A 22,978-nucleotide genomic window follows, 5' to 3' on the forward strand; every position below is an offset into this window, starting at 1 on the left:
CCTGGCACGCAACAAAAAAACCGCCCTCCGGGGCGGTTTTTTATTGCCCTTACCGCGCGCAAGCGCAACACAAATGACCAGAAGCCCAAAAACAAAAAAGCCCGGTCACTTCTGACCAGGCTTTGATGTTGGGATTATATGGTCGGGACGGAGTGATTCGAACACTCTACCCCTTGCACCCCATGCGCTTATTTGGTGGATTTCCATGGAAGTCCATGGACGCTATTAGAACGCCTAAAACCTAGTAAATACGGGGCTTACAGACTATATTTGCGTCCATCACGATCCACCAGCACCCACCGACAGCCAAGCGATTCGGTGGGGTAAAAGTGGGGTAAAAATCCAGGCAGCGGAATTATGCAAGGGGTAGGACATGGCCAAACTGACAGCCAAGCAACTGGAGGCGCTCACCGCCGCCGATGACGGCAAGATCCTTCGCGAAGACGGTGGCCTGGTCGCCAAAGTCCGCTCAGGTTTGCGTGGCGTGACGGTGCAGTTCCGTTACGAGTTCAAGCAGGATGGATTGAAGCGTGACCAAAGCCTGGGCAGCTGGCCAAAGAAGTCGCTGGCGCAGATTCGCGCTGAACGCGATGAGGTGAAAGCGACAGCCGCCAAAGGCATCAACCCCACTGCAGCCCGCAAGGCTGCCAAGATAGAAGCCCAAGCCGCTGTCGCAGCAACCATTGCCGAAGCTGAACGCCAGGCAGCGGAGAACAAGACGGTTGCAGACCTGTTTGATGAGTGGCTACGCGATGGTGTCTCACGCCAGGATGGCAACGCCGAACTGCGCCGCAGCTTCACCAAGGACGTGCTGCCGCTCATTGGCAAGAAGCCACTACGCAACCTCACCGAGAAAGACCTGCTCGCCGTCCTGCGCTCAGTCAAAGCACGCGGCCTGAACCGCACCGTCGTGATCCGCAACAACGACATTGGCCAGATGCTGCGCTGGGCCGAGAAACGCAAACCATGGCGAGGCCTAATGACGGACGGCAATCCAGCCGACCTAATAGACGTCAACAAGCTGCTCGATCACGACTACGAAGAACAACGGGACCGACTGCTCTCACCTGACGAGATTCGCGAGCTGCATGACATCCTCGAGCGCCTGGAGAAAGACTACGAAGCCCTACCCGCCGGCCAAAAGTATTCAGGCATTCGGCCAGTCAATAGGCGTGTCCAATGTGCTCTATGGATCTGCCTAAGCACACTGTGCCGTATTGGAGAATTGCTCAAGTCTGAGTGGCGGTACGTGGACTTAGATAAAGGCACCTGGTTCATACCTGCCGAAGCCACCAAAGGTCATAAAGGAAAGCGCCAGGATCACCATGTGTTCCTGTCAGCGTTTTCCATCGAGCAGTTCAAACGCCTGCAGAAAGAAACAGGCAATACGCCGTTCTGCTTCCCCAGCAAGAATGGCGATAGCCACGTCGACACCAAGACGGTCAGCAAGCTGATCGGCGATCGGCAGTGCCGCTTCAAAAAACGCAGCAAGCCCTTAGCGGGCCGCCATCATGACGACTCACTGGTGCTGAGTAAGGGCACCAAGGGTGAGTGGACTCCGCATGACCTGCGCCGTACCGGTGCAACGATGATGCAGGAACTCGGAGTCACTCTGGAGATCATTGACCGCTGCCAGAACCACTTACTCGGCGGTTCCAAAGTGCGCAGGCACTACCTGCATCACGACTATGCGAAAGAGAAAACCGAGGCTTGGCGGATTCTGGGGGAAAGGCTGGAACAGTGCATCACAGGCCCATCGGCACTAGCCACAAGCAGCATTACTTGATCGGTCACTTAGGACCTCAACTATGAGATACCCGCTAGAGCAACATGGAGGAGCCGACTATCCAGCAGCTCCTCCTGATACACGCCAACCAGAAATTGGCTCTCAATTTACGGACTTGAATTCCGCGTCGATTGCCTCTGCCTCAACACGCCATGCCTGAAAGCGTTGCTGACGTTCATGGCTGTCTCTCAAGCTATCCTCAAGCACAGCGACGCTGTTTTTCAGCTCAAGATACTTGCCGAAGAACTGCTCCCTGAACTGTTCGGAGCTGATCAGGCCAAGTAGCTCCTTACGCTGCTGCTCGAAGTTTTCAACCATCTTCGCAATAGAGCCCCTGAACGCCTCTTCACGCTTGTATTGCTCCCAGCTGTCCCATACCTCGATAGCAATACCGAGAGCGGCCAGCGCGCCGTTGGCGCCTTTGGCGAATTTCACAGCTCCCCAAGGCTTGAATTTCAGCAGTGACCCCAGCTCCATACCCACCATTTTTCCAGCGCTGACTATGGTGTCCCGCGCAGCCAAAACGGTGGTGTTGTTGATCACATTCCCCTTAAGCAGGTGGTTCACCCCCTGCTTGCCGAACGCTCTGACAGTAGTGTTGAAATGATTGATCTCGGTATCAAAGCCGAGCTGCATCTTCGCCATATCAAGTCTGACGGACTCGGTTTGACGGCTGAACTCGTTCTGTAACCGAGTGGCCAGCACGATGCCTTCGGCACCGACTTCCCGCTCAAAAAAATCATCGAACGTCTCCAAGCTGCAGCCCTTAGCCTGCCTGATCAGATCAGAGAAATAGCGCTCTACGAAGGTGCTCAAGCCTCTACGAACCGCTTCAATCTCCACCCCAGTCTTTTCCAACTGATCTTCCGAACGCCGTTTCAGCTCTCGGAGCTTGGTCACTTCCTGTGAGATTTTCTGGTCATTTTCGATCGCAACCGGCAGCTGCTTGTTCAAGACATCACGAATCACGCTGCGGTGCATTTCGCCGGCCAGCGCGATGCTGCCACCATTGCTTTGGATTTTGCTGGTAGTCGCCGTCTGCAGGTTGGCAATATGAGACAACGCCTTGAATTGACCGATATTGGCCAACCAATGATCAAACCCCAGATCAAACGGATTAGCCGCCACCGCCACAATAGACAGCTGGTCAACCTCTACGTCGTCCAGCCCCACTAACTCACGCAAACGACCAATAACGTTCGCCCGCTTCACTGCTAGGTTGCTCTGGTAGTCCTGTTCATCCTCGACGTCGGCCACTTCATCGAACCGACTGAGTACGAAAACCGTGCGGGGCAGCAGATCCAAGGTACGGAACAGCCATACCAGATCGTCCTGATGGCTCTCTTTGATCGGATTGGTGGAGTTCATTACGTAGAGCACCAAATGGGCTTCGCTTACGTATTTCTTGGTGATGTCTTTGTACTTTTCGATGGCGTTGGTTTCAGCGTTCACCTGCTCTTTGAAGCCAAATAGCCCGGGGGTATCGATCAGTACGAAGTCATCGCCCACTTCGTAGACCTTTACCTCATTGGAAGATTCCTGGTGGCTGATTTTCATGCTGGACTTATCCAGCTTTTCCATCCATGCCGCAGCAATAGAAGTCTTGCCTTCAGAGAAACCGCCGATTAGCGCCACTTTGAGCTTTTCGCCGGTCACGCTCTCGATAGCTGTTTGTAGTTTTCCCTTCAAAGCAGGGTCAACGAGTACGCCGGCAGCTTCACCTTGATCGAGGAACTTGAGCAGCTTGCCGAGCAATTCTACCGAGCGTGCTTGCTGGGCCTTGAATGAGTCGAGGGTGTTTTCCATTACAGAGTGCCTGCGTTGTCGATTTGGCGGGAAAGGATGTTTAGCTGATCAGTCGACTGCCCCAACAGCTGCACCAGGCCAGTGGTCTGCTTGATAGGGTCTTCGAGGGCCTGCTCTAGCACGCGGATTTTTTTCTCCATGTCTGCCAAGGAGGTTTTCAATCCGTCGTGTAGCAAGGTGCGTAATTGGCCCGCGGCTTCGCGCAGATTGCTATCGATGGCTTCGCGTTGCTGTGACTTCTTGTAGTCGGAGCTGAAAGCGCTTCGTATGGCTTTGTAGGCAGACAGCACAAGTCCGGCAAGCGCCGGTGCCAGCACTAACAAGCTAGTGCCGCCGGTAAAAATCGCCGTGGCAATCGTACCTGCCAGACCAACCAGCAAGGTGCCAACCTTGATCCCACTATCGATCTTGATTCTGAGATCAAACTGGCTCTGAAGATTGGTTTTACCGAGCTTGGCGTAGATACCTGTGAGCTCGCGGGCCTGCGCTTCGAATCGGGCAAGAATGTCTTCGGCTTCCTTTTGGAAACGCTCGACTTCTTGACTGATTGCGACTGGCAGGCGCTTGCTTAATTTTTTCTGCTGAGCATCGATAGTGTCACTGAACGCTTGCTTGAACTCGTCGTTACCGATATCGGCGTCGATGCGCTCATACATCGCTTTTCGCACGTCGCTGATAAATGTATCTATCTCAGCTTCACCAGCTGACTCCAGGCGTCTTTTCAGGGATTTAAAGCTGCCCTTCAATTGCACCTGGGCACTCTGGCCGTCCAAGCGCAGGCTCTCCAATAGCTGGCTGAGCTTCCCCTTGACCTCTTTCAGAGCTGTGACGGTCTGGTCCAGCGCATCCTTAGCCTTGTGGAAGTTGGCACGGGTGATCTTGGCGTCACTGCCATCAAGCAGCTTGGCATTGAGCAGGTACAAAAATGCACGCAAACGCGTTTTTTCCAACAGCTCTTCAGCATTGAAGTCCGCAAGAATCTTGTTACGCCGAGTGGCGTTTTGCGAGTTCGGGGCAAAGTGATCGGTTGAGGCCAAAAACGCAGGCAAGGCAGAAAGCGAGAATACGTCGCGGTAGTGGTCGCCAAGCTGCTCGCGCATTTTCTCGTTCAGCCCTACCAGACTCACAGCTTCGTCTTCTGAAATTAACGGACGATCGGTTAGCGAGTGCTTGGGGTTGGTGATTTTCTTATTGAAGATCGTCCAGACCTCGGTTTGTGCACCGAGATGTTCTTTGATTTTTTCCAGGGTGCCCTTGCGTTGGGCGTCGCCAGTTTGCGGCGGTGCCGCCTGGTTGGTGACATAGAACACCGCATGAGCGGTCTGCACAGCCTTCTCGATCTGATTAACCACCAACCCCTCATTGCCCTCAATGCCAGGCACATCTAGCAAGGCAAAAGGCTGGCCGTTCAGTCTCATGTCATAGCGTTGAGTTTTACGAGTGAAATCGGCACGACCATCGCCAATGATTTCGCCATCACCCAGCGTTTCCAGCGTTGCCAGGTGACTAGCACTTTCCTCCGTGCGCTGTGCCAGTTCTTGCTCTAGGTCCTGTCTTGCTTGCTCTGCCACACTGTGCTGGTCGCTCAATAGTTCGATAGCACTATCACGGGCAGCGGATACTCGCGGTAGATGCTGTTCGGCGAGCATCAGTTGTGCCTCTTCGGGCATGGGTTTGAACAGGCGAATCAGCTTCTGCCAGAGTGAGGCAGTTTCCTTGCGCTCAGCTATCAACGAGCGCAAACCAGTTACAGCATTAAGTGCTTCGGTGTGCAGCCGATTATGGTGCTCGGTCGTGGCGTGGAGCTGCTGCGCCAACGCAGCCAATTGAGTGTCGGCTTGCTCAATGCTCTGTTGCAGACGCTGTAGGCTAGCTTCACTGAGTTGGTACTTGCCTTGCAACTCACGGAATGCCTGTTGATGCGCCACCTTGGTCGGCTCTTGCAACAGAATGCGCAAGGTTTCAATTAACGTCGACTTACCAGCCCCGGTTTCGCCATACACCGCAATGGTGAACGTTTTCCACTCGGCGTTTTCTTGCAACTCCTTGAGCTGCGCCGTCAACGTAGCTTGCTGCTCGCCCAGCATCGCTCGGGCGTCCTGCTGTGCCAAGTTCAACGCGGGATCGGTCGATTGAGTACTCAGTAAAAGAACAATACGCTCCAGTTCATCATTGACTCTTTGGTAAATATCGCCGGGCGTTTTGAGTTCGAGTGACATGAGGTTTACTTCCTGTAGCGGTGCAGGCGAGAGCTCGGGATCAGGGTCTACGGACACCTCCTCCATAACCTCGGCATCATGCTCTTGAGCGGGGGTTTTGAACCGCACATGAGTCAGAACGTGAGGCAGCTTTTTCCAGTAATCGCCATGACCGAAATCCTTGATCTTGATGTTTTCGAAATGCTCAGCCGGGTTCCTTCCCAGACAAACCTCTCCAGGATTCATGAACAACGTCCAGTCAGATTTAGAGTAGGCGTTGATCAACCGACCTTTAACCACACCCCGCATGCTTTGCGCGGTATCCGGTTCAACGGTGGCTGCTGCCGCCATCAACAACACGTCATTGATAACGAGAGGATGACGCTGTCCTTTTGACAGCTTTTTAAGGCAGCTAATAACCAGACGCCCGCCGAGCGAGTGGCCGATCAAATTAATGGTGTCGACACCCAAGTGATACCTGCGTAAATGCTCGCTTAACTGGTCCAGCAGCATTTCACCCATTTCCTCTGCCCTCGAGCGAATGCGGAGGAAGTGAAGGGTTCGATCACCGACCAGTGCGGCTGCGCCCAGCCCCCAGTGAGCTCGGGTTGAATTGCTCAGCACATGGATTGAATTGCCGTTGAAGCGGCTGAAATGGCTGGACGGCCAGAAGGCGAAAATATTCGTATGGTTCCGAATGGATTCAGGAATGCTCGCCAACAACGTATTGCGATCTTCAACGGTATGACCGGCGCTGTAACCGTGAATGAAGATGTTCGCTTCATTGGAACCACAATGCTCAGCTGACAGACTACTGAAGGTAAATCGTCTACTCATGAAGCTCTCGTCCTAAGTACTACGACAACCAACGCTTAGCGATCACGATGATCAAGTGCAGACAAAGAGCCACACCCACCAATACCGCTACAACCTTGGCAACCACAAAGAAAAGCGCCTGTACGTCACGGGACAAAAAGCCCAGTAGCACGCCCATGCCGGCAATCACTGCAGCAATCAGCAGCAAACCGATGTAGGGTCGCAACATCCGCGAAGCGGCACCCCGCTCGATCAGGCTGGCAAGCACGGCCAACACAATAAAGAACACCACCACGCCCACTAGAACGCCCATAAATCACCTCGAGCCATACAACGTCCTCGCTCCATTGGCTTGATACTGAATCTCGTGGGCCCTAGCAGGTGACCGCTTTTTGGCCAGGCCAAGTGCACCTCACAAACGCCTCCTGGATCACTCGTACGCTGGAACACATCTGAGCAGCCGCCCACGATGCCGAGTAGGTAACTGCGATTCCCATTGAATTACGGGCCACGCAATCAGCGGCAGAAATGACTTGGGATGGATGCTGGTCAAAAAAAGCGCGAGAGCCTTGGATGCATCCAAGACCGCACAGTTGAGCCCCTTGCGGACAATGCTCCAGCGGAACGGCTTTTACACTGAAGAGCCATGGAGCACGACGGAGTCTCCAGGCCGCCTTGCGGCGTACGCATACCTCTGAAAGGCCTTCATCGCCCCGTTTTCCATACAAGCTGGCAGAGGCACAGCGCTGCAACTCCCGAGGCATGAGCAGCAGTGCAAGCTGCCCAAAAAGCATGTCCCTCGCTTGGCGCATCAAAACGTCCTTGTTCAAAAGCGGATTACGGCAATCGAATGTCGCCATTAATTTGACGACCATAACTCACCTAGTGGCTCATTGCCATAGCTGACAAGCCCAAAACGGTGCACCAACATCACTTGCCCCATGAGATGCCAGCGTAGCTTGCTACTAATGCGGTAAGTTCAGGCAGGCTTCTATCGCTGGCCCTCACTGAAAAAACTGCTCCAATCGCGCCCTCAGGACCTCGGTCTTTGTAGCCGCTCGCCGCTGTAATTCGCAGTTGCACTGAGGGCACTGCGCAAACCAGTCACGCCCGAGCACCAGCGCATCGCTGAGAGGAATAGTGGTTTTCTGCCAGGAGCAGCGGGAGCAACTGAACGTAAAGGGCTGAGGAGGTATTGGCATGACAAGCACTCATAACAACTTAGGTGCAGCCAAATTGCCTGACAGGTGCGACAGCTTGTGTCGCACCCACCAACATAATTATTTCACGCCCACCAACGACTCTCTCAAGCCACTACGTCGCTCGACGCGACGCTGTACTGCCTGTTCAAATACCCCGGCATGACTCTCCACCAAACTGAACCAGTACCGTGCACGAGTTATGCCGGTGTACACCAGCTCCTTAGTCAGCACCGGGTTCAGGACATCCGGCAGGATCAGCGCGCAGTGAGCGAACTCTGAGCCCTGGGACTTGTGCACAGTCATCGCGAATACCGTCTCGACCGCACTCAGCCGACTCGGCAGGATGTAACGCAACGCACCACTGCCATCATTGCGCGGGAACACCACACGCAAAACTTGGCGTGGGAGCGCACCAGGTGAATCAGGTGGTTCCGGTAGACGAAGAGCAATACCGATATCGCCATTCATCAATCCCAGGCTGTAGTCATTGCGCGTCACCAACACAGGGCGCCCCTCGTACCACCCGTGATCCTGCTCCAGCAGACCGCGGCTCTGCAGTGCATGGGCAATACGCTCGTTCAGCACTTCGACACCCCAAGGGCCTTTGCGTACAGCACAGAGCAACTGGAACTGATCGAAGGCCTTTAATACCTTGCCAGCCCAAACGTCCCATGCTTCAGGAGCAGCGTCTAAGGTTGGCCGCTCTTCCCGCATCAACTCCAGGAAATGTGCATACCCGATCGGTCGTTCATCATCACCAGGCAAGCCATCCAGCAATAGCTGTTCAAGCGCACGATCCTGCTCCCCCGATAGGCGCAGCACATGCAGACTCTCCGAGCCCTCGGTCAATGTGGCACGAGCGACTTTCGCATCACCGTCGTTTACCGCAAGGGCCAGGCGGCCAATGCCGGAAGCACCGGCAAAGCGTCGCGAATAGCGCAGCATGACAATGTGCTGAGCCAACGCCTGATCGCCCGGGGCCAGCATCGGATGCCCCAAGCGCTCGCCGGTATTGTCTTGAAGCCAAGCGCAGGTCGCTGCGCTGTAACCACCAATCTCTGCGTCACGACACAGGTCGCCCAACACTGCACCAGCCTCCACTGAGGCCAGTTGGTCCTTGTCACCCAGCAAGATCAGACGCGCATGAGCCGGCAGAGCATCCAGCAGGTTGGCCATCATCTCCAAGTCGATCATTGAAGCCTCGTCCACCACCAGTACGTCGAGCGGTAGCGGGTTGCCACCATCGTGGCGGAAATGGCGACTGTCTGGCCGACTGCCGAGCAGACGATGCAACGTTGTCACATTGCTAGGGATCTGCTGTCTTACAGCTTCATCCACAGCCAGGGATGCCACCTGCCCACTGATCGATTCGGTAAGTCGGGCCGCAGCCTTGCCGGTTGGTGCAGCAAGGCTTAAACGCAGTGGCGCGCCGGTGGCCATAGCAGCCTCCTGCAACAGTGCCAACAGACGCACAACAGTGGTGGTCTTTCCGGTACCAGGGCCACCGGTGATCATGGTGAAGGCGCTGCGCACGGCCAATGCACAGGCCAGCTTTTGCCAATCCGCTAGACGCTCACCATCCAACACCAATGGTTCAGGAAAGAGCGTGTCCAGGCGCTGCGCCAAATCAGCCGGTATGTCAGACACAGCACGCAGACGCTCGGTGATGTGCGCAGCCACGCGGCGTTCATAGTCCCAATAACGACGCAGATAGAGACAGCTCCCCTCCAGTACCAGCGGTGCAACAGCATGCTCACGATTCTGTAGCAGCTCACTGCCCATGCAGCTCGCCAGCCAATCCTTCAGCGTCAAACCCGCCAGCACCTGGGACGGCAGCAACGTAGCTTGCTCGGCACTTTCACCCTCTGGTGGAAGGGATAAAGCGAAGTCTGGGTCAGCCAAGGTAGCGCCCAGGTCAAGGCACACATGCCCCTTGCCGAGTTGATGGCTGGCCAGTGCGGCGCCAAGAATCAGGAGTGGCGAAGCAGCCGGATCTAGCTCCGCGAAAAACTGCGCCAATGCGAAATCCAGCTCGCGTAACCAGCCACGCTCACTCCACGTTGCAAGCAGTGCAATGAGCTCGCCGCGGTCATTTAGAATCGCGCTCATGCCGCCACCTCCTCAGACTCGCCCAGGAACAAAGCATCCAGCAACTCAATCAGTTCGCGGGAAGGTTTCGCTAGGTAGGCTCCCGTCACAGGTGCACGGAGGAACAGGTAGAGCGCCCCCCCCAAGTGACGGTCGTAGTCGTAGTCAGGCAAACGCAAGCGCAGCTGCCGATGCATAGCCAGTATGTAGAGCACGTACTGCAGGTCATAGCGATGACTGGCCACGGCGGAAGTCATCGCCTCAAGGGTATAAGAGGCCTCATCGACTCCCAGCCAATTAGACTTGTAGTCAACCACGTAGTAACGCCCCTCGTGCTCAAACACCAAGTCAATAAACCCCTTGAACATGCCATTCAGCGTGTCCGCACTTAGTGGTTGCCGGGGCACACCAGGTAGCTCGAAACGCTGCACCAGGTCATCAACGCGAAGGACATCCACCTGGCTAGCTTCGAACCAGAATTCGAGCTCAGGCTGATACTGCTTCAGCTCCGCCAGACTCACCGACCGCCCATCCCCGAGGCGTAGTGGTTGTACCAGCAGCGTTTGCATCCACTGGTGTAATGGATCAATCCAAAGTTGCAGACCACGCCGTTGGCAGCGGCGCGCCAACAGCTCGCGCAGCTGCTGAGGAGAGCTAGCTAGGTGGCCGAAACCTTCAACGGCTGCTAACTCAAGCAAACCGTGGAGGAAGGTTCCGGGGTTCGGCCCACGCGGAAAACGGTGCAGTCCTTGTGCAGAGACAGGTATCGGCGTCTGCACCGGAGCAGTTTTTTCGTCATCAGTTGAGTTCTGCATAGCAGGGCTATCCGGCGCGGCATCGTCATAACGACCTGGCTGCTGCACCTCACCCTCCTCCAGACGTAACGCACTGTAGGAGGCGATCCACCAATGTTCTGCGGCATGTCGCTGAGGGACTCGCCAACGTGCCTCGATCTCGGCACCGTCCAACGCCAGATACTGCTGCTCTGTAGCGTCAGGCACCTGCAGCATCACACTGTGCGACTTGTCCTCGAAGGGAGAGAGCCAACGCTGCAAATCCGTACTCTGCACCAACGCTTCACCGCCGCCCAGCAAATAACCTAGGGCCGATTGATGCAACCGTGACTCTTTGGCCTTGCCGATTTTCAGATCAGAGACGCCGAGCCAGCAGGCGTGACGGGCTCGGGTCAGGGCCACATAAAGCAGCCGAAGATCTTCACCCAAACGTTCCTTATCAGCGCGAGCCACAGTGTCGGTGTCAGCTTTGAACACAAGCTGGCGGCGCTCACCGTCATGCACCTGCAGCGGTTTCTTACCGTCCACTGCACGGAAGGCACAAATGAAAGGCAGGAATACCAGCGGATACTCTAGCCCTTTGGATTTATGAATGGTCACCACACGCACCAGAGCCTCGTCACTCTCCAGGCGCAACACTTGCTCCTCTGCTTTTCCCTCTCCGGAGAGCAATTCACTTAGGTGGCGAATCAGCGCCATCTCCCCGTCCAGTTCAGCAGCAGCCTGTTGCAGCAGCTCAGACAAGTGCAGCAGGTTAGTCAGAACCCGTTCGCCGTCGCTTCGCTCCAGTAACCGTTGGGGTAGCTCGAAGTCTTGCAGTAGCTGACGCAGCATGGGCAGCACGCCTTGACGCTGCCAGTGCTGGCGGTAATCGCGGAACTGCATGACATAGCGCTCCCAACTGCGCTCATCAAGATTGAGCCGCTCCAGCTCGGTAAGCTCTAACCCTAAGGTGGCGGTGGCCAATGCGGCGCGCAACGTACGCTCCTGGTCCGGTTCGGCACAAGCACGCAGCCACAGCAGCAGATCACGAGCGTCCTGACCAGCGAATACCGAGTCCTTATCCGACAGATAGACACTGCGTACTCCACGTGAAGCCAGTGCACCGCGAATGGACTGGGCCTCTTTGAAGTCCCGCACTAGGACGGCAATATCGCTAGGCTGCAATGGCGCAAGCTGGCCATCTTTGCTGAACCCAGCCCTTTGCCGCTGACCAAGGTCGAGTAGCCGCACTATCTCACTGGCAGAACTTTCGGCCAGGGCACTACGGTAGGCCCCCTTGGCCACTGGCTCGTCAGTGGGAAGCTGCCAGACAGTTAGTGCAGGCTGGGCCTCTCCCTCCACCGTCCAAACTTCCTCGCGCCCCTTAGCGCCTACCTTGATGAAGGGTAAATCGTCGCGAAAGAGGAACGCACCCTCCCCACCTTCGCGTCTCTCAGCGCGCAGAAATACCTCGTTCACAGCATCAACCATGTCCTGACTTGAGCGGAAGTTGGTATCTAGGTTGTAGTGCCGGCCAAGAGTGGCGCGACGCGCACTCAGGTAGGTGTGAATATCCGCGCCGCGGAAGGAATAGATGGCCTGTTTGGGGTCACCGATCATAAACAAACCACAGTCGTCGCGATTGGCTTCAACCTGATAAAGGGTATCGAAGATGCGGTACTGAAGCGGATCGGTGTCCTGAAACTCGTCGATCAGCGCTACTGGAAATTGACGGCGAATAACTTCGGCCAGACGTAGCCCGTTCTCACTTTGTAGTGCGGCATCAAGACGAGTGAGCATGTCGTCAAAGCCCATTTCCGCACGCTGACGCTTCTCGCGCTCAAAGCGCTGACGCACCCAGGCAGCGGCATGACGCAGTGCTGCCTCAGCGGGGTCGGGCAGGCTATCAAGCTGCTGTTTGAGATTGACCATTGCATCCAGCGCTGGATGTTTGGGAGGGTCACCCTTCCAAGCTTCGGCCAAGCCGTCAGGAGTCAGACGAGTAAAACCTGTAGCCAGCTCCAGGGAGGCCTCCGTGCTGGTTGCCCACTCACGCAGCTTGTCGAACCAGGGGTTGTAGTACCGTGCCTGAATTTTCCTGCCGTCAACTTGCTTACCGGCGACCGCCTTGTCGAGCAGCCCTTGCAGCTCATTAGCCCAGGCAACCCAGGGAGACTTGAGCATCGCCAACGCACTCTCACGGTCCAGCAGGGCGCTCTCCAGCAACTCGCTTAACCGCTGCGTTGAAACAACAGCAGCCTCATTCAGCAACGGGCGCAATTGGTCACCCAGGCTGGCAGGAGCTCCCCAGTTGCCCACAGCCCAGTCCAGTGCTACCCCCTTCAACGGATAGCAATGCTGCCGCCAATAGTCCCGTATGACTTCGGCCAGCAGTTCACTGTGGTCGGTTTCCAAGGTCTGGTTGAACAAGCTGCCGCTGTCGAAAGCGTGTTCGCGCAGCATGCGCTGACACCAGCCGTGGATAGTGGACACCGCGGCCTCATCCATCCACTGCGCAGCCAACTCCAGCCGCCGGGCGCAGACCGCCCATTCACCCTCGGGGATTTCATCACGAAGCTGAGCCAGCAAATCATCCGGCTGGCCATCACCGCGAAAAACTGCCGCCGCTTCCACTAAACGAGCACGGATGCGGTCACGTAGCTCGCGGGTGGCTGCATCCGTGAAGGTCACGACCAAAATTTGTGGCGGTAATAGCGACTCGCGGAAGGCGGCCTCACCCCCGTGGCGCAAGATCAAGCGCAGGTAGAGCGCGGAAATCGTGTAGGTTTTGCCGGTACCCGCACTGGCCTCAATCAGGCGACTGCCATGTAGCGGGAAACTGAGGGCCAGGGGACGCTGGGACTGACTCATGCCAGATCCTCCTTGATGGTGGCCGGGTTGCTCTCAAGCAGCGGCTGATAGAGACGCTCACTCCATTTGGGGAACTGGCCATCGGCAGTCAGTCTGGTGTAATCGGGGAATTGCCGCGCCAGACTGGCACTACTTGCCGCCTCACCGGTGAAGTTGTAACCGCCCTCATAGGCGGTTCGAGCCTTGTCATCGCTCTGCTCCTGCAACCAGGCCATAGAGGTCTTGAGCGCCACAGGTAGGGGCGCCTGCATGCCGGCGCTCCAGCCCTGCAACCAGTTCACAAGAATCCGCGACGCGTGCTCAGACGGTAACGGGGCAAAAGTCAGTGCCTGATCTTCGCCCACCAGCAACGTGGTGATTGGCACACCACAAGCAGCTGCCACTACATGCAACACAAAAGGCCGCAACAGGCGGTGCCACTTCCAGATTCCTTTCTTAGCCAGCGCGCCAGGCGACAGCTCCAGGCGTGCCAGACTGCCATCAGCTTTTTGCCGCAGGCCACCAAGCCACCCCTCCAGTTGCACGTCGGCAGCGCAAAAACTCAACTGGCGTGGCGACTCCACGGGCACGGACCACAGCTGGCAAAGACTCTCGTAGCGTTGAAGCTGGGCAGGCAAAGGCTCCAGCAACGTAGCGCGGTAGTGCTCACCGAAGCCTGCCAGCGGTAACACGCCACTGCGCTGCAAGCGGTCAGCAGCACCAAACAGTGCGGTTTGCGCATCTCCATCCCGAGCCAGGGCGGACTTGAGCAGGTTGTCCTGCAACTGGTAGCGCTCCAACCCATCAAGGGTGAATGGCTCGCTGTCCAGCCTGGCTTGCACTTCCTCGTCCAAGTGCACCTTGAGGCGGAGAGTGAAAAAACACTTAACTGGATCGCGCAGAAAACTTTGCAATAGCTCAGGGCTCAGCAGCAGTCCCTCCTCCCAGGCTGGCAGACTTTCACCAGAACCGCCGGCAGAGGGCTGACCATGCAGTGCAGCCCACTCATGGGCATAACTGAAAAGCTCAGTCCCGGCGTCGAAGTAGCGGCGACTGAAAGGTTGAAGCGGGTGCTCGGTAGTCAGAGCGTGCAGCAGCTTTCCGCCACCAGCCAGAGTCCAGGCGTTAGCGAGGTGGTCGCGCAACTGGCCAACTAGTACTGATGGTGGCCTCTCGCTGTTGTCACGAATACTGCGCCCCACCCAGCTGATGTAGAGCCGGTCTCGCGCAGCCAGTAGCGCCTCCAGCAACAGGTAGCGGTCATCCTCTCGACGAGAGCGATCGCCAGGTCGATAGTCACCGGCCATCAAGTCGAAGTCTAACGGGGCCTGGCTCCGCGGATAATCGCCATCGTTCATTCCCAGTAGGCAGACATGGCGAAATGGAATGGCGCGCATCGGCATCAACGTGCAGAAGTTCACCGAGCCAGCAAGAAAGCGCTGACTGAGACGCCCCTGATCAAGTTCACCAAGCCATGCCTCGCGTACCACAGGCAGGGTCAAAGGCACGTCCAGTCCAGCGGACTCACAGAGCGCCAGCCAACTATCGAGGCCGTCCTGCAACTGGCTGAGCAACACCTCATCACGCTCGCCCTGAGGCAAAAAGAAAGCCTCTAGCAACCCACGCAATCGCTCCCCCCAGAGCATCGGCGTGACGGGAGCACGCAGTTGTTCAAGCTGATATTCAAGGGAGTCCAGAAGGCGCGTAAGCGGACCGATCAACGCCGCATCCAGGCCGCCAATCTCATCGTAAGGCTCGATATCGACATAGGCACCAGAGCGCCCCACTGCGTAGCCCAACAGCATGCGCCGCAGACCAAAACGCCACGTGTTCTGCTCCAAGCCCTGACCAACACCGAGGGCCTCACGTTGATCAGCGTCCAGCCCCCAGCGAACACCAGCCCCCTCTAGCCAACGCCTCAATGTTGGTAGTTCGTCTTCCCGGATACCAAAGCGCGCACGCAGTGCTGGGACATCCAGCAGGTCCAGCACCTCGCTGACACTGAAGCGGCTATCTGGCAGTTGCAGCAGATGCTCCAGGGCGATAACCAGCGGATCCTTACCACGCAACCCTTGATCGGCAAGGGTGAAGGGAATGTAGCGGAGATCATCTCTACCAAACTGCCCGAACACCGCCTGGATGTGAGGCGCGTAGGTATTTACATCCGGCACCATGACGATCACGTCACGCGGACGCAGGGTTGGGTCTGCGCTGAAGCAGGCCAAGAGCTGATCGTGCAGTACCTCCACTTCACGCTGAGCACTGTGAACGACATGAAAGCGCAGCGAGTTATCGCGCTCCAGGTCAACCGGTGGCCAGGTTTCACGAGTCTCCACCAGAGGGCGCAGATCGAGGATGTCGTTTTGCAACTGGCTCAGCAGGCTGCCCTCAGGCGCCGGGTTGAATAGGTCGATGCGTTTGAACTGCTCGCGGTAGTGTTGCGGCTCGTCGTACTGATCCAGCAGGTTGATGTAATCGCGCCCCTGCTTGCCCCAAGCAGCCAGCAACGGCTGGGCATGCTGATGCAAATCAGCCTCGCCCAAAGCCGCCAGGCCAGGTTTACGTTGCTGGCGACGGTACTCATGACGCAGCAGATCTTTGTCTTCAACGATGTCCCCCCAGTGGTGCTGACAGGGATTGTGCACATAGAGCATGACTTGGCTGAAACGCGCTATGGCAGCAAGCGCTTCTAGTACCTGGGCTGGCAACGACGAGATACCAAACACCGTAATACGGCGCGGCAAGCCGGGCGGCGGGGAGCTCAACTCATTCAGTCGCGCTACAAAACGCGGGTGAACCCCGGCGCGACTTTGCGCCAACTGTTCATCCCCAACCTCAGCCAACAGGGCACGCCAAAGTGCCGGCTGCCAGCGCGACTCGTCGCTCAACTCCTGATAGCCACCACGCGACGTGCGTAGACGATCATGCCCCCCTGCCCAGTCCGCCAACCAGTCAGCACGATAAACTTGGTACTGATCAAATAGATCAGCCAGCCGCTCTGCCAGTTGATAACGCTTGCGCAGATCGTTGTCATCGGCCAGGAAGCGGCGCAACGGTGCGAAGGCTTCGCCCGCCAGCAAGCCAGGCAGCAGGCGCATCAGGCGCCAGGTGAGTGGCGCCTTGTCCAAGGGCGACTGCTGCGGAATCGCGTCATTACCCAATACAGTGCGGTACGCCTGCCAAAGAAAGCGTGCTGGCAGACCCACGTCCAATGCCGCAGCAATGCCACAGCCCTCCCGCTCGGCCAACGCCATCTTCAGCCACTGAGCGATACCGTTGCTCTGTACCAGCAGTACCTCGTTCTCAAGCGGGTTTAGTGGATGACTACGCATCCACTCCACCGCAAGAGCTCTCAGCTCCTCGAGACGATTGCCATGGATAACGATTAGACCTGGGGAAAGCTCCTGCATGGGTAAAACTCCTGCGCATGCACCGTGAGGTGCAACAGTGCATGGTAGTTGCGACATTTCGTGTCGCAACCACCAGCCTCATGAACTAGGAAAAGCTTGCTGCAATAGGGACGGGAGTAATTCGCCGGCCCGGCCGATCAGGGAGAACTCATTTGGAGCACTCACCTCAACGGGTTGGAGGTTTACATGGATAACAGCAGCCCCTCTCTCCAAAGCCACTTCCGGGATACGGGCCGCCGGCATCACAACACCTGATGTACCAATGGAAAGCAGGCAGTCGCAATGGCGGGCAGCAGCCAAAGCCGAGCGCATTGAGCGCTCAGGTAGAGGCTCTCCAAACCAGACAACACCTGGCCTTACTCTGCCGTTGCATCGCTCGCAACGTGGTGGCTCACAGCGCTCAGTACCAGGTTGAACCGTCAGCTCAGTGACTACACCTGCGTAAGACCGGCCACAGGCAAAGCAACGAGGCTCATGAAGACTGCCATGCAGATGAATAATCTCAGTGCTGCCAGCCCGCTCATGCAGATCGTCGACATTCTGGGTAATCACTGTCAGCTTCGGCACCCGCTTGGCCAACTCGGCAATCGCAATGTGGGCTGGATTGGGGCGCGCACTTAGCACCTGCAATCGCCGCCACTCATACCACCCCCAAACCAAAGCAGGGTCACGTCGAAATGCAGCTGGCGTAGCCAGCTCCCCAGGTTCAAAACGCTCCCACAAACCTGTCTGCGCTTCGCGAAAAGTTTGGATACCACTTTCCGCAGAAACACCCGCCCCCGTAAAAATCAACAAATGACGGGAGCACTGAACCATTTTGATAATCTGATCTGGAATCAGTCCGCCCACTTTATCTATCCCACCACAGCAGGTATCGGTGACGACGGCACATCACGCTCGATATTGAAGCCGATCATGAAGAGAGCCTTTTCGACGTCGCCAATAGAGGTGATATCCCCGCGAAGAGCGCTCATCTGCTTAAGAATTTCGCCACTCTTACGAACCAGAGTCCCCCAAACCTCGTCCTGATGAGTTGTTTTTGTGCTGGGCAGATACAACGAGGAAAACTGATAACCCCTGCACGATGGATCACGCTTAACCTCACTACGGCCCGCTCCCCAGCGAAATGCCAGATCATTTGGCACACTCCCGATGCCAGTCATTTCGAGCCAGTATCGAGCCAAGAGGCCTAGCGCAGCGCCTACCCGCCCGTCATAGATAATGATGTTGTCGGGGTCCGCAGCGGCATAGACTTTCGTCATCGCCGCATTCATCAGAAGCCTTTTTCCATCGAACGGCGCAAGGCTGAGTGCAGATCCTGGCTGCAGAAGATGGACCGCCTCCTTGATTGACTGACAGAGCGTCCGTTGTGCGTACTGAAACTCCAACCAAACTCGCGACTTGTCAGTTGGCTTCTGCGCAACCCCGCCCCAGGTGAAAATGTCCAAACATGCCTGACGGGCCGCGTCTTCATCGCTCGTAGACAGTGCCTGCCGTAGACGTCCTGCGATGCATGCAAAAGAGTCCGGCGGTAGGCTGTCAGGCCAGGAGTAGTGATGCGCAGCCTCCGCCAAAGACCGGCACCACCAGTGCTGAATTGGTGACGCAACGCGTGCTCGCCAAGGCTTCCAATGCCTGGAGCGAGTAATGCGGTAGCAATGAAGCATCCTGCCTTTCCCCACTTCCAGGACACATCCATCTTGATCCACAGGCTGTTCTTTTTTGTCCCACAACCCCGCCAAATAGTGGGCGAAGCCAAGTTGATTTGCTGATAGACCTGTGGACTTCATTCCTTCCCCCAACCATTTCCATTCCAGAAAATACAGGACCAGAACTCTGGCCTCGATATAGCCGTATAACCAGCATGCGCTGGCATCCTACTATCGATTACTGGCCAATTGGCATTGCCCATCCAGCGCTAGCATCTCCTCCGCCAACCTACTCCCTTGGCTGATCGCCATATCTCGCCAGAAACAGTACAGCCGGCCATCCCGGTCAGGTGGGGAGTCGAAGGTAGAGCGGTAAAAATCAGCCAACCGCTCACTCGCAAGCACCTCGCCACTCATGGCAGCCCACTGCAGCCAATAGAGGCCTATGGCTTGGTTGTATTCAGAGGACGACTCGTCCAAAGCCAACCGGCCGTGAAGAAAACACGCCATCGTGTCTTGCTCATCCGCGCCTCGCTTATACCAAGCGATGGCTTTCGCATGATCAATGCACACACCTTCATCCCCGCGCTCATACAAGCCACCTAGAGCCTGCGCAGCACAGGGAATACCAGACTCAAAAGCCTGCTCGTAATAATCGATGGCCAAGAGCGGGTTAGCTCTCACACCTTTGCCATAGAAGGCCTGATCCGCAAGATTGAAAAGCGCCTCTGAAGAACCCAACACCGCTGCAATTTTGAAGAGGCGCCTGGCCAGGAGCGGTTCAGGCTTTAACCGGGAGCCGTTGAGCCAAAGCCAACCCAAGTCGTTTAGCGCATCAGCATCACCCTGCAGTGCCTCTGCTCGCAGCTGCTCATACTGTCGACGAAGCCGGATCGGATCGCTCAACCGCAGAAGCGGATTGGCAGCCTTGATTTCGTGGTAGGTGAACAAACGACTCTGTTCGGCTAGCTCAGCTGTCCGTAACGCTGGCATACCGATACCGGCATATAGGCGTTGCACCTCTCCAGGCTCGGTGATTTCAACCTTGTCACTTGGTGCAAGAAGGCTATCCATCAGATTGAACACATCGGCAGATTTGCTCATGCTGCTGTCTCGTGACTGACCATGTCAGCTCATTTTCAACAGCTTTACGACAGTTCATGTCGCATACGAACAGGGACGACCTCATGGAGCAGCTTTATCGCCAGGACTTGATACTTGGCCTCCTCCCCAACAAGGAAAACGCTCTCAACAGCTCCGCCATTCACGAGCGCGTGACCAACCAAGGCATTGATGTCGACAAGCGCACCATCCTGCGAGACTTGAGTGACCTCGAACTGAACTATCCCCATGTGCACAGCCGCCCTAAGGGCAAAGCCAAGCTATGGTGGGCAGAGAAATCGCTTTCACGCTTAAGCATGTTGCCGACCGACGCGATGAATCTCGTCATGATCATGGATCACGCCGCTCGCTTCGGAATGGAGGCGCAGGTACAAAAGCTCACCCCATTGCGGGAGTACGCAACATCCCTACTGAAGGGAAAACGACCAGCCCAGGATTGCTCAGGCAAGATCATCAGCAACACTCGCTTCGTGACCCTGTCACCAAGCACTGTGAACCCTGAAACACTGGAAGTGATACAACAAGCACTCTTGGACGATGCGACCGTTGAAGCCCAGTATTTGAAGCGCGGAGCCAGTGAGCCTCGGCTGCTACATCTCAAACCATTGGGTCTGTCCTATCAGGACTCCAATATCTATCTGTCCTGCATCTTCAAGGGATTGCCACAAGGCAATATTGCCGCCCTTCCCCTGCATCGCTTTCTTTCAGCCCGCACGACCTTTGAAGATCTCCCGGCCCCCAAGGACTACGACATTAACTCTGTCGCTGCCCAGAGAAGCTTGGTGAGCCTGAAAACGGACTTACCTGCCCAGCTGAAGCTCCGTGTGAGCCACACGCTCTACGAGCGCTTACTGGAGAACGCACTCACCGCTGATCAACAGCTGGAAGCCTCTGCTGATGGCTGGTGGTTGATGACTGGCAGCCTGCACCTCAGCCAAGGGCTGGATCTGTGGTTGCTGAGTCAGGGTGAGCATCTGGAAGTACTTGAGCCTACGGAGTTACGTGAGCAAATCGCAACAACGGCAAGACGCATGGCAATGCTCTACGAGAACGAATAGCCCTTGCGACACAGAGTGTCGCAAGCACCCTTCATCCTGTCTCCTGCCATTTGAACAAGGAGATCTGACGATGAAAACCTACTCTGCCTTCCTGCAACGTGTTGTCCCCAATGCCGGGCCTCGCGCCAACTTCACGCTCACCGTCCTGGCCGTCAGTTCGGAAATGGCCCGGGTCACAGCTGAAGCCCAGTACCCTGGATACAGGTGTATTAATGCACCGGTTCAGGTGCGCTGATCATGACCAGCTCCCGCCGTCTATTTCATCGAAAAAAGGGCTGGCGACCGCGCGACTATCTCTACCATCTGCTGGGGCTAGGGGAAGACGTCGAAAGCGCACGCAAAAGCATGGAGCACCAATTCACTGACTGCCAAGAGATAAGGACGAGCAATTTCGAAGTAGCTCTGATTGCGGCAACGGAAGCCGAGGCCAAACAGCTGGTGAGCTGCATTCTTCAACACTGCAGCACTGCTCTCCCAATAGATGGACGACGCTGCGGGCAGCTCAACTTTACTGCTCTTGGCCAGGACCAGACTTGGCCTGACAAGCGCTTTGATGAACTCCATTGGCTGTCTACCTCATCAGATAGCGAAGTGCCTTGGGAACAGCTGTCTGGCTTGGCAGACATTGTTCATGTCCATCATTTCTCGAAAGCCGCACCGCTTACCGCTCCACAAGCCTGCAACTATCAGTGGCGAAGCCAACAAGAGCTGACAGACTTCTGGGCAAGCCTGTACTTGGCTCGTGAAATCCGTGGTATTCCCGGACTAAAATGGGACAGCTTTGCCCCATGGCCCCCTGGCTCGACCGTTGGCCAAACAGCTGCAGGCTGGGGTTCTACCCCCACTGCCGCTGTCGCTTCTTTACTAGCCAGCACGCCACTGGCGACGCTCGACTCTGCGCCGGATGCCTTGCTCGTGATCGAAGCCAATTACGGCTTCACGTGGGGCGACTATGCCTACGTAATGGAACAAGTTGCCAAGGCCATAGGGCGGGAGGTTAGCTCTACTGGCTGGATGGCCACCAACTACTCAGGCTACGGCCTGAAGCTTCTAGTATTCAGCCCATCGTAAAGCGCCCCCAATAGGCGCGACACGTTCTGTCGCACCTATGCGACATGCTTCCTTCACCGCAGTGAAGGGAGTACCCCATGGATCGCCTCATTAAAGAAAACCTAGAAGCCATATTGCAGGACATTGCAGGCAGTAAAAGGCTGGGCAGGCGACTGATCAATTTGGCGGGCTTTCTTGGCACAACAGAGCCACCACCGCATATCCAGGAGCAACTCAGCCGCCTGTCACGATTGGTGGTGCTGCAAGACGCATTCGATGCCCTACTGGAGCCTGTAACCCTCCTGTCTCGAGCCGGGCTCTCCCGCATGCTCGATGCTCAAGCACTTCAAGCAATGACCGCCAGCCTGGAGGCGGCGCGGCAAAATATCGCTGAGCTGGGAGACGTGAACTATCCAGAACTCATCTCATGGCTGGTGAGTGAGGCTCAAGCGCGCAAGATCGTGCGCATGAAATCGCCGGAGAAAGAGTCCTGACCATGTCTGACCTGAGCGGCTTTATTCCTCCACTACCACTTCGTATACGCGTGATGGATTTCCACGCACGCTGCGAGTCCATGCATACCCGACTGGAGTGGGAGGAGCGCCGCACCTTGCTCGGGGCGAGCGACATTTCCTTCGTTATTAACGCCCCATTGGAATACTTGGCAGATGAGGATGGTGCAGACAGTGTGATCTTCATTGATCAGACACTCCGCTCACGAGACCTGGGGCGAAGGGGCTACCAGGTCGCCCCCACCCTGCACATTGCCTCGACAGGATTCACTCTGTGGGCGGAGCAGATTGTTCGCTACATACGCCACGCCGCCTTCGGCGGAGATTGGCCCGGACGTGACTATGCCGACTTCCGAAGTTTTTTGAGCTGCAGCACCAGCCGACAGCTTCGCTGCGAGCTGGTCGATATTGATTACTCAAACCCATTGCCACTGCAGCAACTGCCAAGCCAAGGCTTCCGTACGCTCTATCTGCTGCTGATCAACAACGAGTGGCCAAACTTGGGCGAAACAAGCGAGCTCACAGAAGCTATTGAGGAGTTCAGCCCAAATCTAGAGGTCATGGTTCTCAGTACCGTGATACTGCCCGACGAGCCAGCCAAGGCCCTGTTATTCGGAGAGATTGAACGATTTCCTGGCCGGGTATAGATGCTGAG

At 56.4% G+C, this 22,978-nt stretch carries 15 protein-coding genes; 6 read left to right on the top strand and 9 right to left on the bottom strand.

Annotation, left to right across the window (positions count from 1 at the left end; genetic code table 11):
* Positions 1-373 precede the first annotated feature (373 nt).
* A complete protein-coding gene (locus A9179_RS12705) occupies positions 374-1,786 on the top strand; it encodes a tyrosine-type recombinase/integrase (protein ID WP_187806335.1) in 1,413 nt (470 codons plus the stop codon).
* Between the two features lie 102 nt (positions 1,787-1,888).
* Here the strand turns inward: A9179_RS12705 and A9179_RS12710 are convergent, their stop codons facing one another.
* From A9179_RS12710 to A9179_RS12750, 9 genes are all read right to left on the bottom strand, one after another.
* Positions 1,889-3,592: a LeoA/HP0731 family dynamin-like GTPase gene (locus A9179_RS12710; protein WP_187806343.1), complete on the bottom strand. Its 1,704-nt coding sequence runs from the start codon at positions 3,590-3,592 to the stop codon at positions 1,889-1,891.
* Complete coding sequence (locus A9179_RS12715; protein ID WP_187806346.1) at positions 3,592-6,627, bottom strand: DUF726 domain-containing protein; 3,036 nt, start codon at positions 6,625-6,627, stop codon at positions 3,592-3,594. The genes A9179_RS12710 and A9179_RS12715 overlap by 1 nt, the downstream gene beginning before the upstream one ends.
* Positions 6,628-6,646: 19 nt before the next feature.
* On the bottom strand, positions 6,647-6,919 hold the full coding sequence (locus A9179_RS12720) for a hypothetical protein (protein ID WP_187806348.1): 273 nt from the start codon (positions 6,917-6,919) through the stop codon (positions 6,647-6,649).
* Between the two features lie 967 nt (positions 6,920-7,886).
* Positions 7,887-9,917, bottom strand: coding sequence for an exodeoxyribonuclease V subunit alpha (gene recD / locus A9179_RS12725; protein WP_187806351.1), 2,031 nt, complete (start codon positions 9,915-9,917; stop codon positions 7,887-7,889).
* Positions 9,914-13,543, bottom strand: a complete 3,630-nt coding sequence (gene recB / locus A9179_RS12730) for an exodeoxyribonuclease V subunit beta (RefSeq protein ID WP_187806353.1) — start codon at positions 13,541-13,543, stop codon at positions 9,914-9,916. The genes recD and recB overlap by 4 nt, the downstream gene beginning before the upstream one ends.
* Positions 13,540-16,932, bottom strand: a complete 3,393-nt coding sequence (gene recC / locus A9179_RS12735) for an exodeoxyribonuclease V subunit gamma (protein WP_187806356.1) — start codon at positions 16,930-16,932, stop codon at positions 13,540-13,542. Before recC ends, recB begins: the two co-directional genes overlap by 4 nt.
* Before the next feature lie 78 nt (positions 16,933-17,010).
* The gene (locus tag A9179_RS12740) at positions 17,011-17,772 is read right to left on the bottom strand and encodes an SIR2 family NAD-dependent protein deacylase (protein ID WP_187808581.1); all 762 of its coding nucleotides are present in this window, start codon (positions 17,770-17,772) and stop codon (positions 17,011-17,013) included.
* A gap of 14 nt (positions 17,773-17,786) precedes the next feature.
* The gene (locus A9179_RS12745; protein ID WP_187806358.1) at positions 17,787-18,722 is read right to left on the bottom strand and encodes a hypothetical protein; all 936 of its coding nucleotides are present in this window, start codon (positions 18,720-18,722) and stop codon (positions 17,787-17,789) included.
* Positions 18,723-18,812: 90 nt separating this feature from the next.
* Positions 18,813-19,685 (bottom strand): tetratricopeptide repeat protein, encoded by an 873-nt coding sequence (locus A9179_RS12750; RefSeq protein WP_187806360.1) that lies wholly within the window; start codon positions 19,683-19,685, stop codon positions 18,813-18,815.
* Positions 19,686-19,768: 83 nt separating this feature from the next.
* Here A9179_RS12750 and A9179_RS12755 point away from each other — a divergent pair, with 83 nt between their 5' ends.
* The 5 genes from A9179_RS12755 (at position 19,769) to A9179_RS12775 (ending at position 22,970) form a co-directional block, all read left to right on the top strand.
* Positions 19,769-20,761 carry a helix-turn-helix transcriptional regulator gene (locus A9179_RS12755; RefSeq protein WP_262410583.1) on the top strand — a complete coding sequence of 331 codons (993 nt, stop codon included), beginning with the start codon at positions 19,769-19,771 and terminating at the stop codon, positions 20,759-20,761.
* 70 nt (positions 20,762-20,831) lie between these two features.
* Positions 20,832-20,996 (top strand): hypothetical protein, encoded by a 165-nt coding sequence (locus tag A9179_RS12760; protein ID WP_187806362.1) that lies wholly within the window; start codon positions 20,832-20,834, stop codon positions 20,994-20,996.
* A 2-nt stretch (positions 20,997-20,998) separates the two neighbouring features.
* Positions 20,999-21,832 carry a hypothetical protein gene (locus tag A9179_RS12765; protein WP_187806364.1) on the top strand — a complete coding sequence of 278 codons (834 nt, stop codon included), beginning with the start codon at positions 20,999-21,001 and terminating at the stop codon, positions 21,830-21,832.
* A gap of 77 nt (positions 21,833-21,909) precedes the next feature.
* On the top strand, positions 21,910-22,305 hold the full coding sequence (locus A9179_RS12770) for a hypothetical protein (RefSeq protein ID WP_187806367.1): 396 nt from the start codon (positions 21,910-21,912) through the stop codon (positions 22,303-22,305).
* Positions 22,306-22,307: 2 nt separating this feature from the next.
* Positions 22,308-22,970 carry a hypothetical protein gene (locus tag A9179_RS12775; protein WP_187806369.1) on the top strand — a complete coding sequence of 221 codons (663 nt, stop codon included), beginning with the start codon at positions 22,308-22,310 and terminating at the stop codon, positions 22,968-22,970.
* Positions 22,971-22,978: the final 8 nt, after the last annotated feature.

The sequence above is a fragment of the Pseudomonas alcaligenes genome, assembly GCF_014490745.1.
Lineage (GTDB): Bacteria > Pseudomonadota > Gammaproteobacteria > Pseudomonadales > Pseudomonadaceae > Aquipseudomonas > Aquipseudomonas alcaligenes_C.

What these genes read in the sequence shown, in the direction of transcription:
- A9179_RS12705 (WP_187806335.1), top strand. Translation starts at nt 374, where the DNA reads ATGGCCAAACTGACAGCCAAGCAACTGGAGGCGCTCACCGCCGCCGAT.
- A9179_RS12710 (WP_187806343.1), bottom strand. Translation starts at nt 3,592, where the DNA reads ATGGAAAACACCCTCGACTCATTCAAGGCCCAGCAAGCACGCTCGGTA.
- A9179_RS12715 (WP_187806346.1), bottom strand. Translation starts at nt 6,627, where the DNA reads ATGAGTAGACGATTTACCTTCAGTAGTCTGTCAGCTGAGCATTGTGGT.
- A9179_RS12720 (WP_187806348.1), bottom strand. Translation starts at nt 6,919, where the DNA reads ATGGGCGTTCTAGTGGGCGTGGTGGTGTTCTTTATTGTGTTGGCCGTG.
- recD (WP_187806351.1), bottom strand. Translation starts at nt 9,917, where the DNA reads ATGAGCGCGATTCTAAATGACCGCGGCGAGCTCATTGCACTGCTTGCA.
- recB (WP_187806353.1), bottom strand. Translation starts at nt 13,543, where the DNA reads ATGAGTCAGTCCCAGCGTCCCCTGGCCCTCAGTTTCCCGCTACATGGC.
- recC (WP_187806356.1), bottom strand. Translation starts at nt 16,932, where the DNA reads ATGCAGGAGCTTTCCCCAGGTCTAATCGTTATCCATGGCAATCGTCTC.
- A9179_RS12745 (WP_187806358.1), bottom strand. Translation starts at nt 18,722, where the DNA reads ATGAAGTCCACAGGTCTATCAGCAAATCAACTTGGCTTCGCCCACTAT.
- A9179_RS12750 (WP_187806360.1), bottom strand. Translation starts at nt 19,685, where the DNA reads ATGAGCAAATCTGCCGATGTGTTCAATCTGATGGATAGCCTTCTTGCA.
- A9179_RS12755 (WP_262410583.1), top strand. Translation starts at nt 19,769, where the DNA reads ATGGAGCAGCTTTATCGCCAGGACTTGATACTTGGCCTCCTCCCCAAC.
- A9179_RS12760 (WP_187806362.1), top strand. Translation starts at nt 20,832, where the DNA reads ATGAAAACCTACTCTGCCTTCCTGCAACGTGTTGTCCCCAATGCCGGG.
- A9179_RS12765 (WP_187806364.1), top strand. Translation starts at nt 20,999, where the DNA reads ATGACCAGCTCCCGCCGTCTATTTCATCGAAAAAAGGGCTGGCGACCG.
- A9179_RS12770 (WP_187806367.1), top strand. Translation starts at nt 21,910, where the DNA reads ATGGATCGCCTCATTAAAGAAAACCTAGAAGCCATATTGCAGGACATT.
- A9179_RS12775 (WP_187806369.1), top strand. Translation starts at nt 22,308, where the DNA reads ATGTCTGACCTGAGCGGCTTTATTCCTCCACTACCACTTCGTATACGC.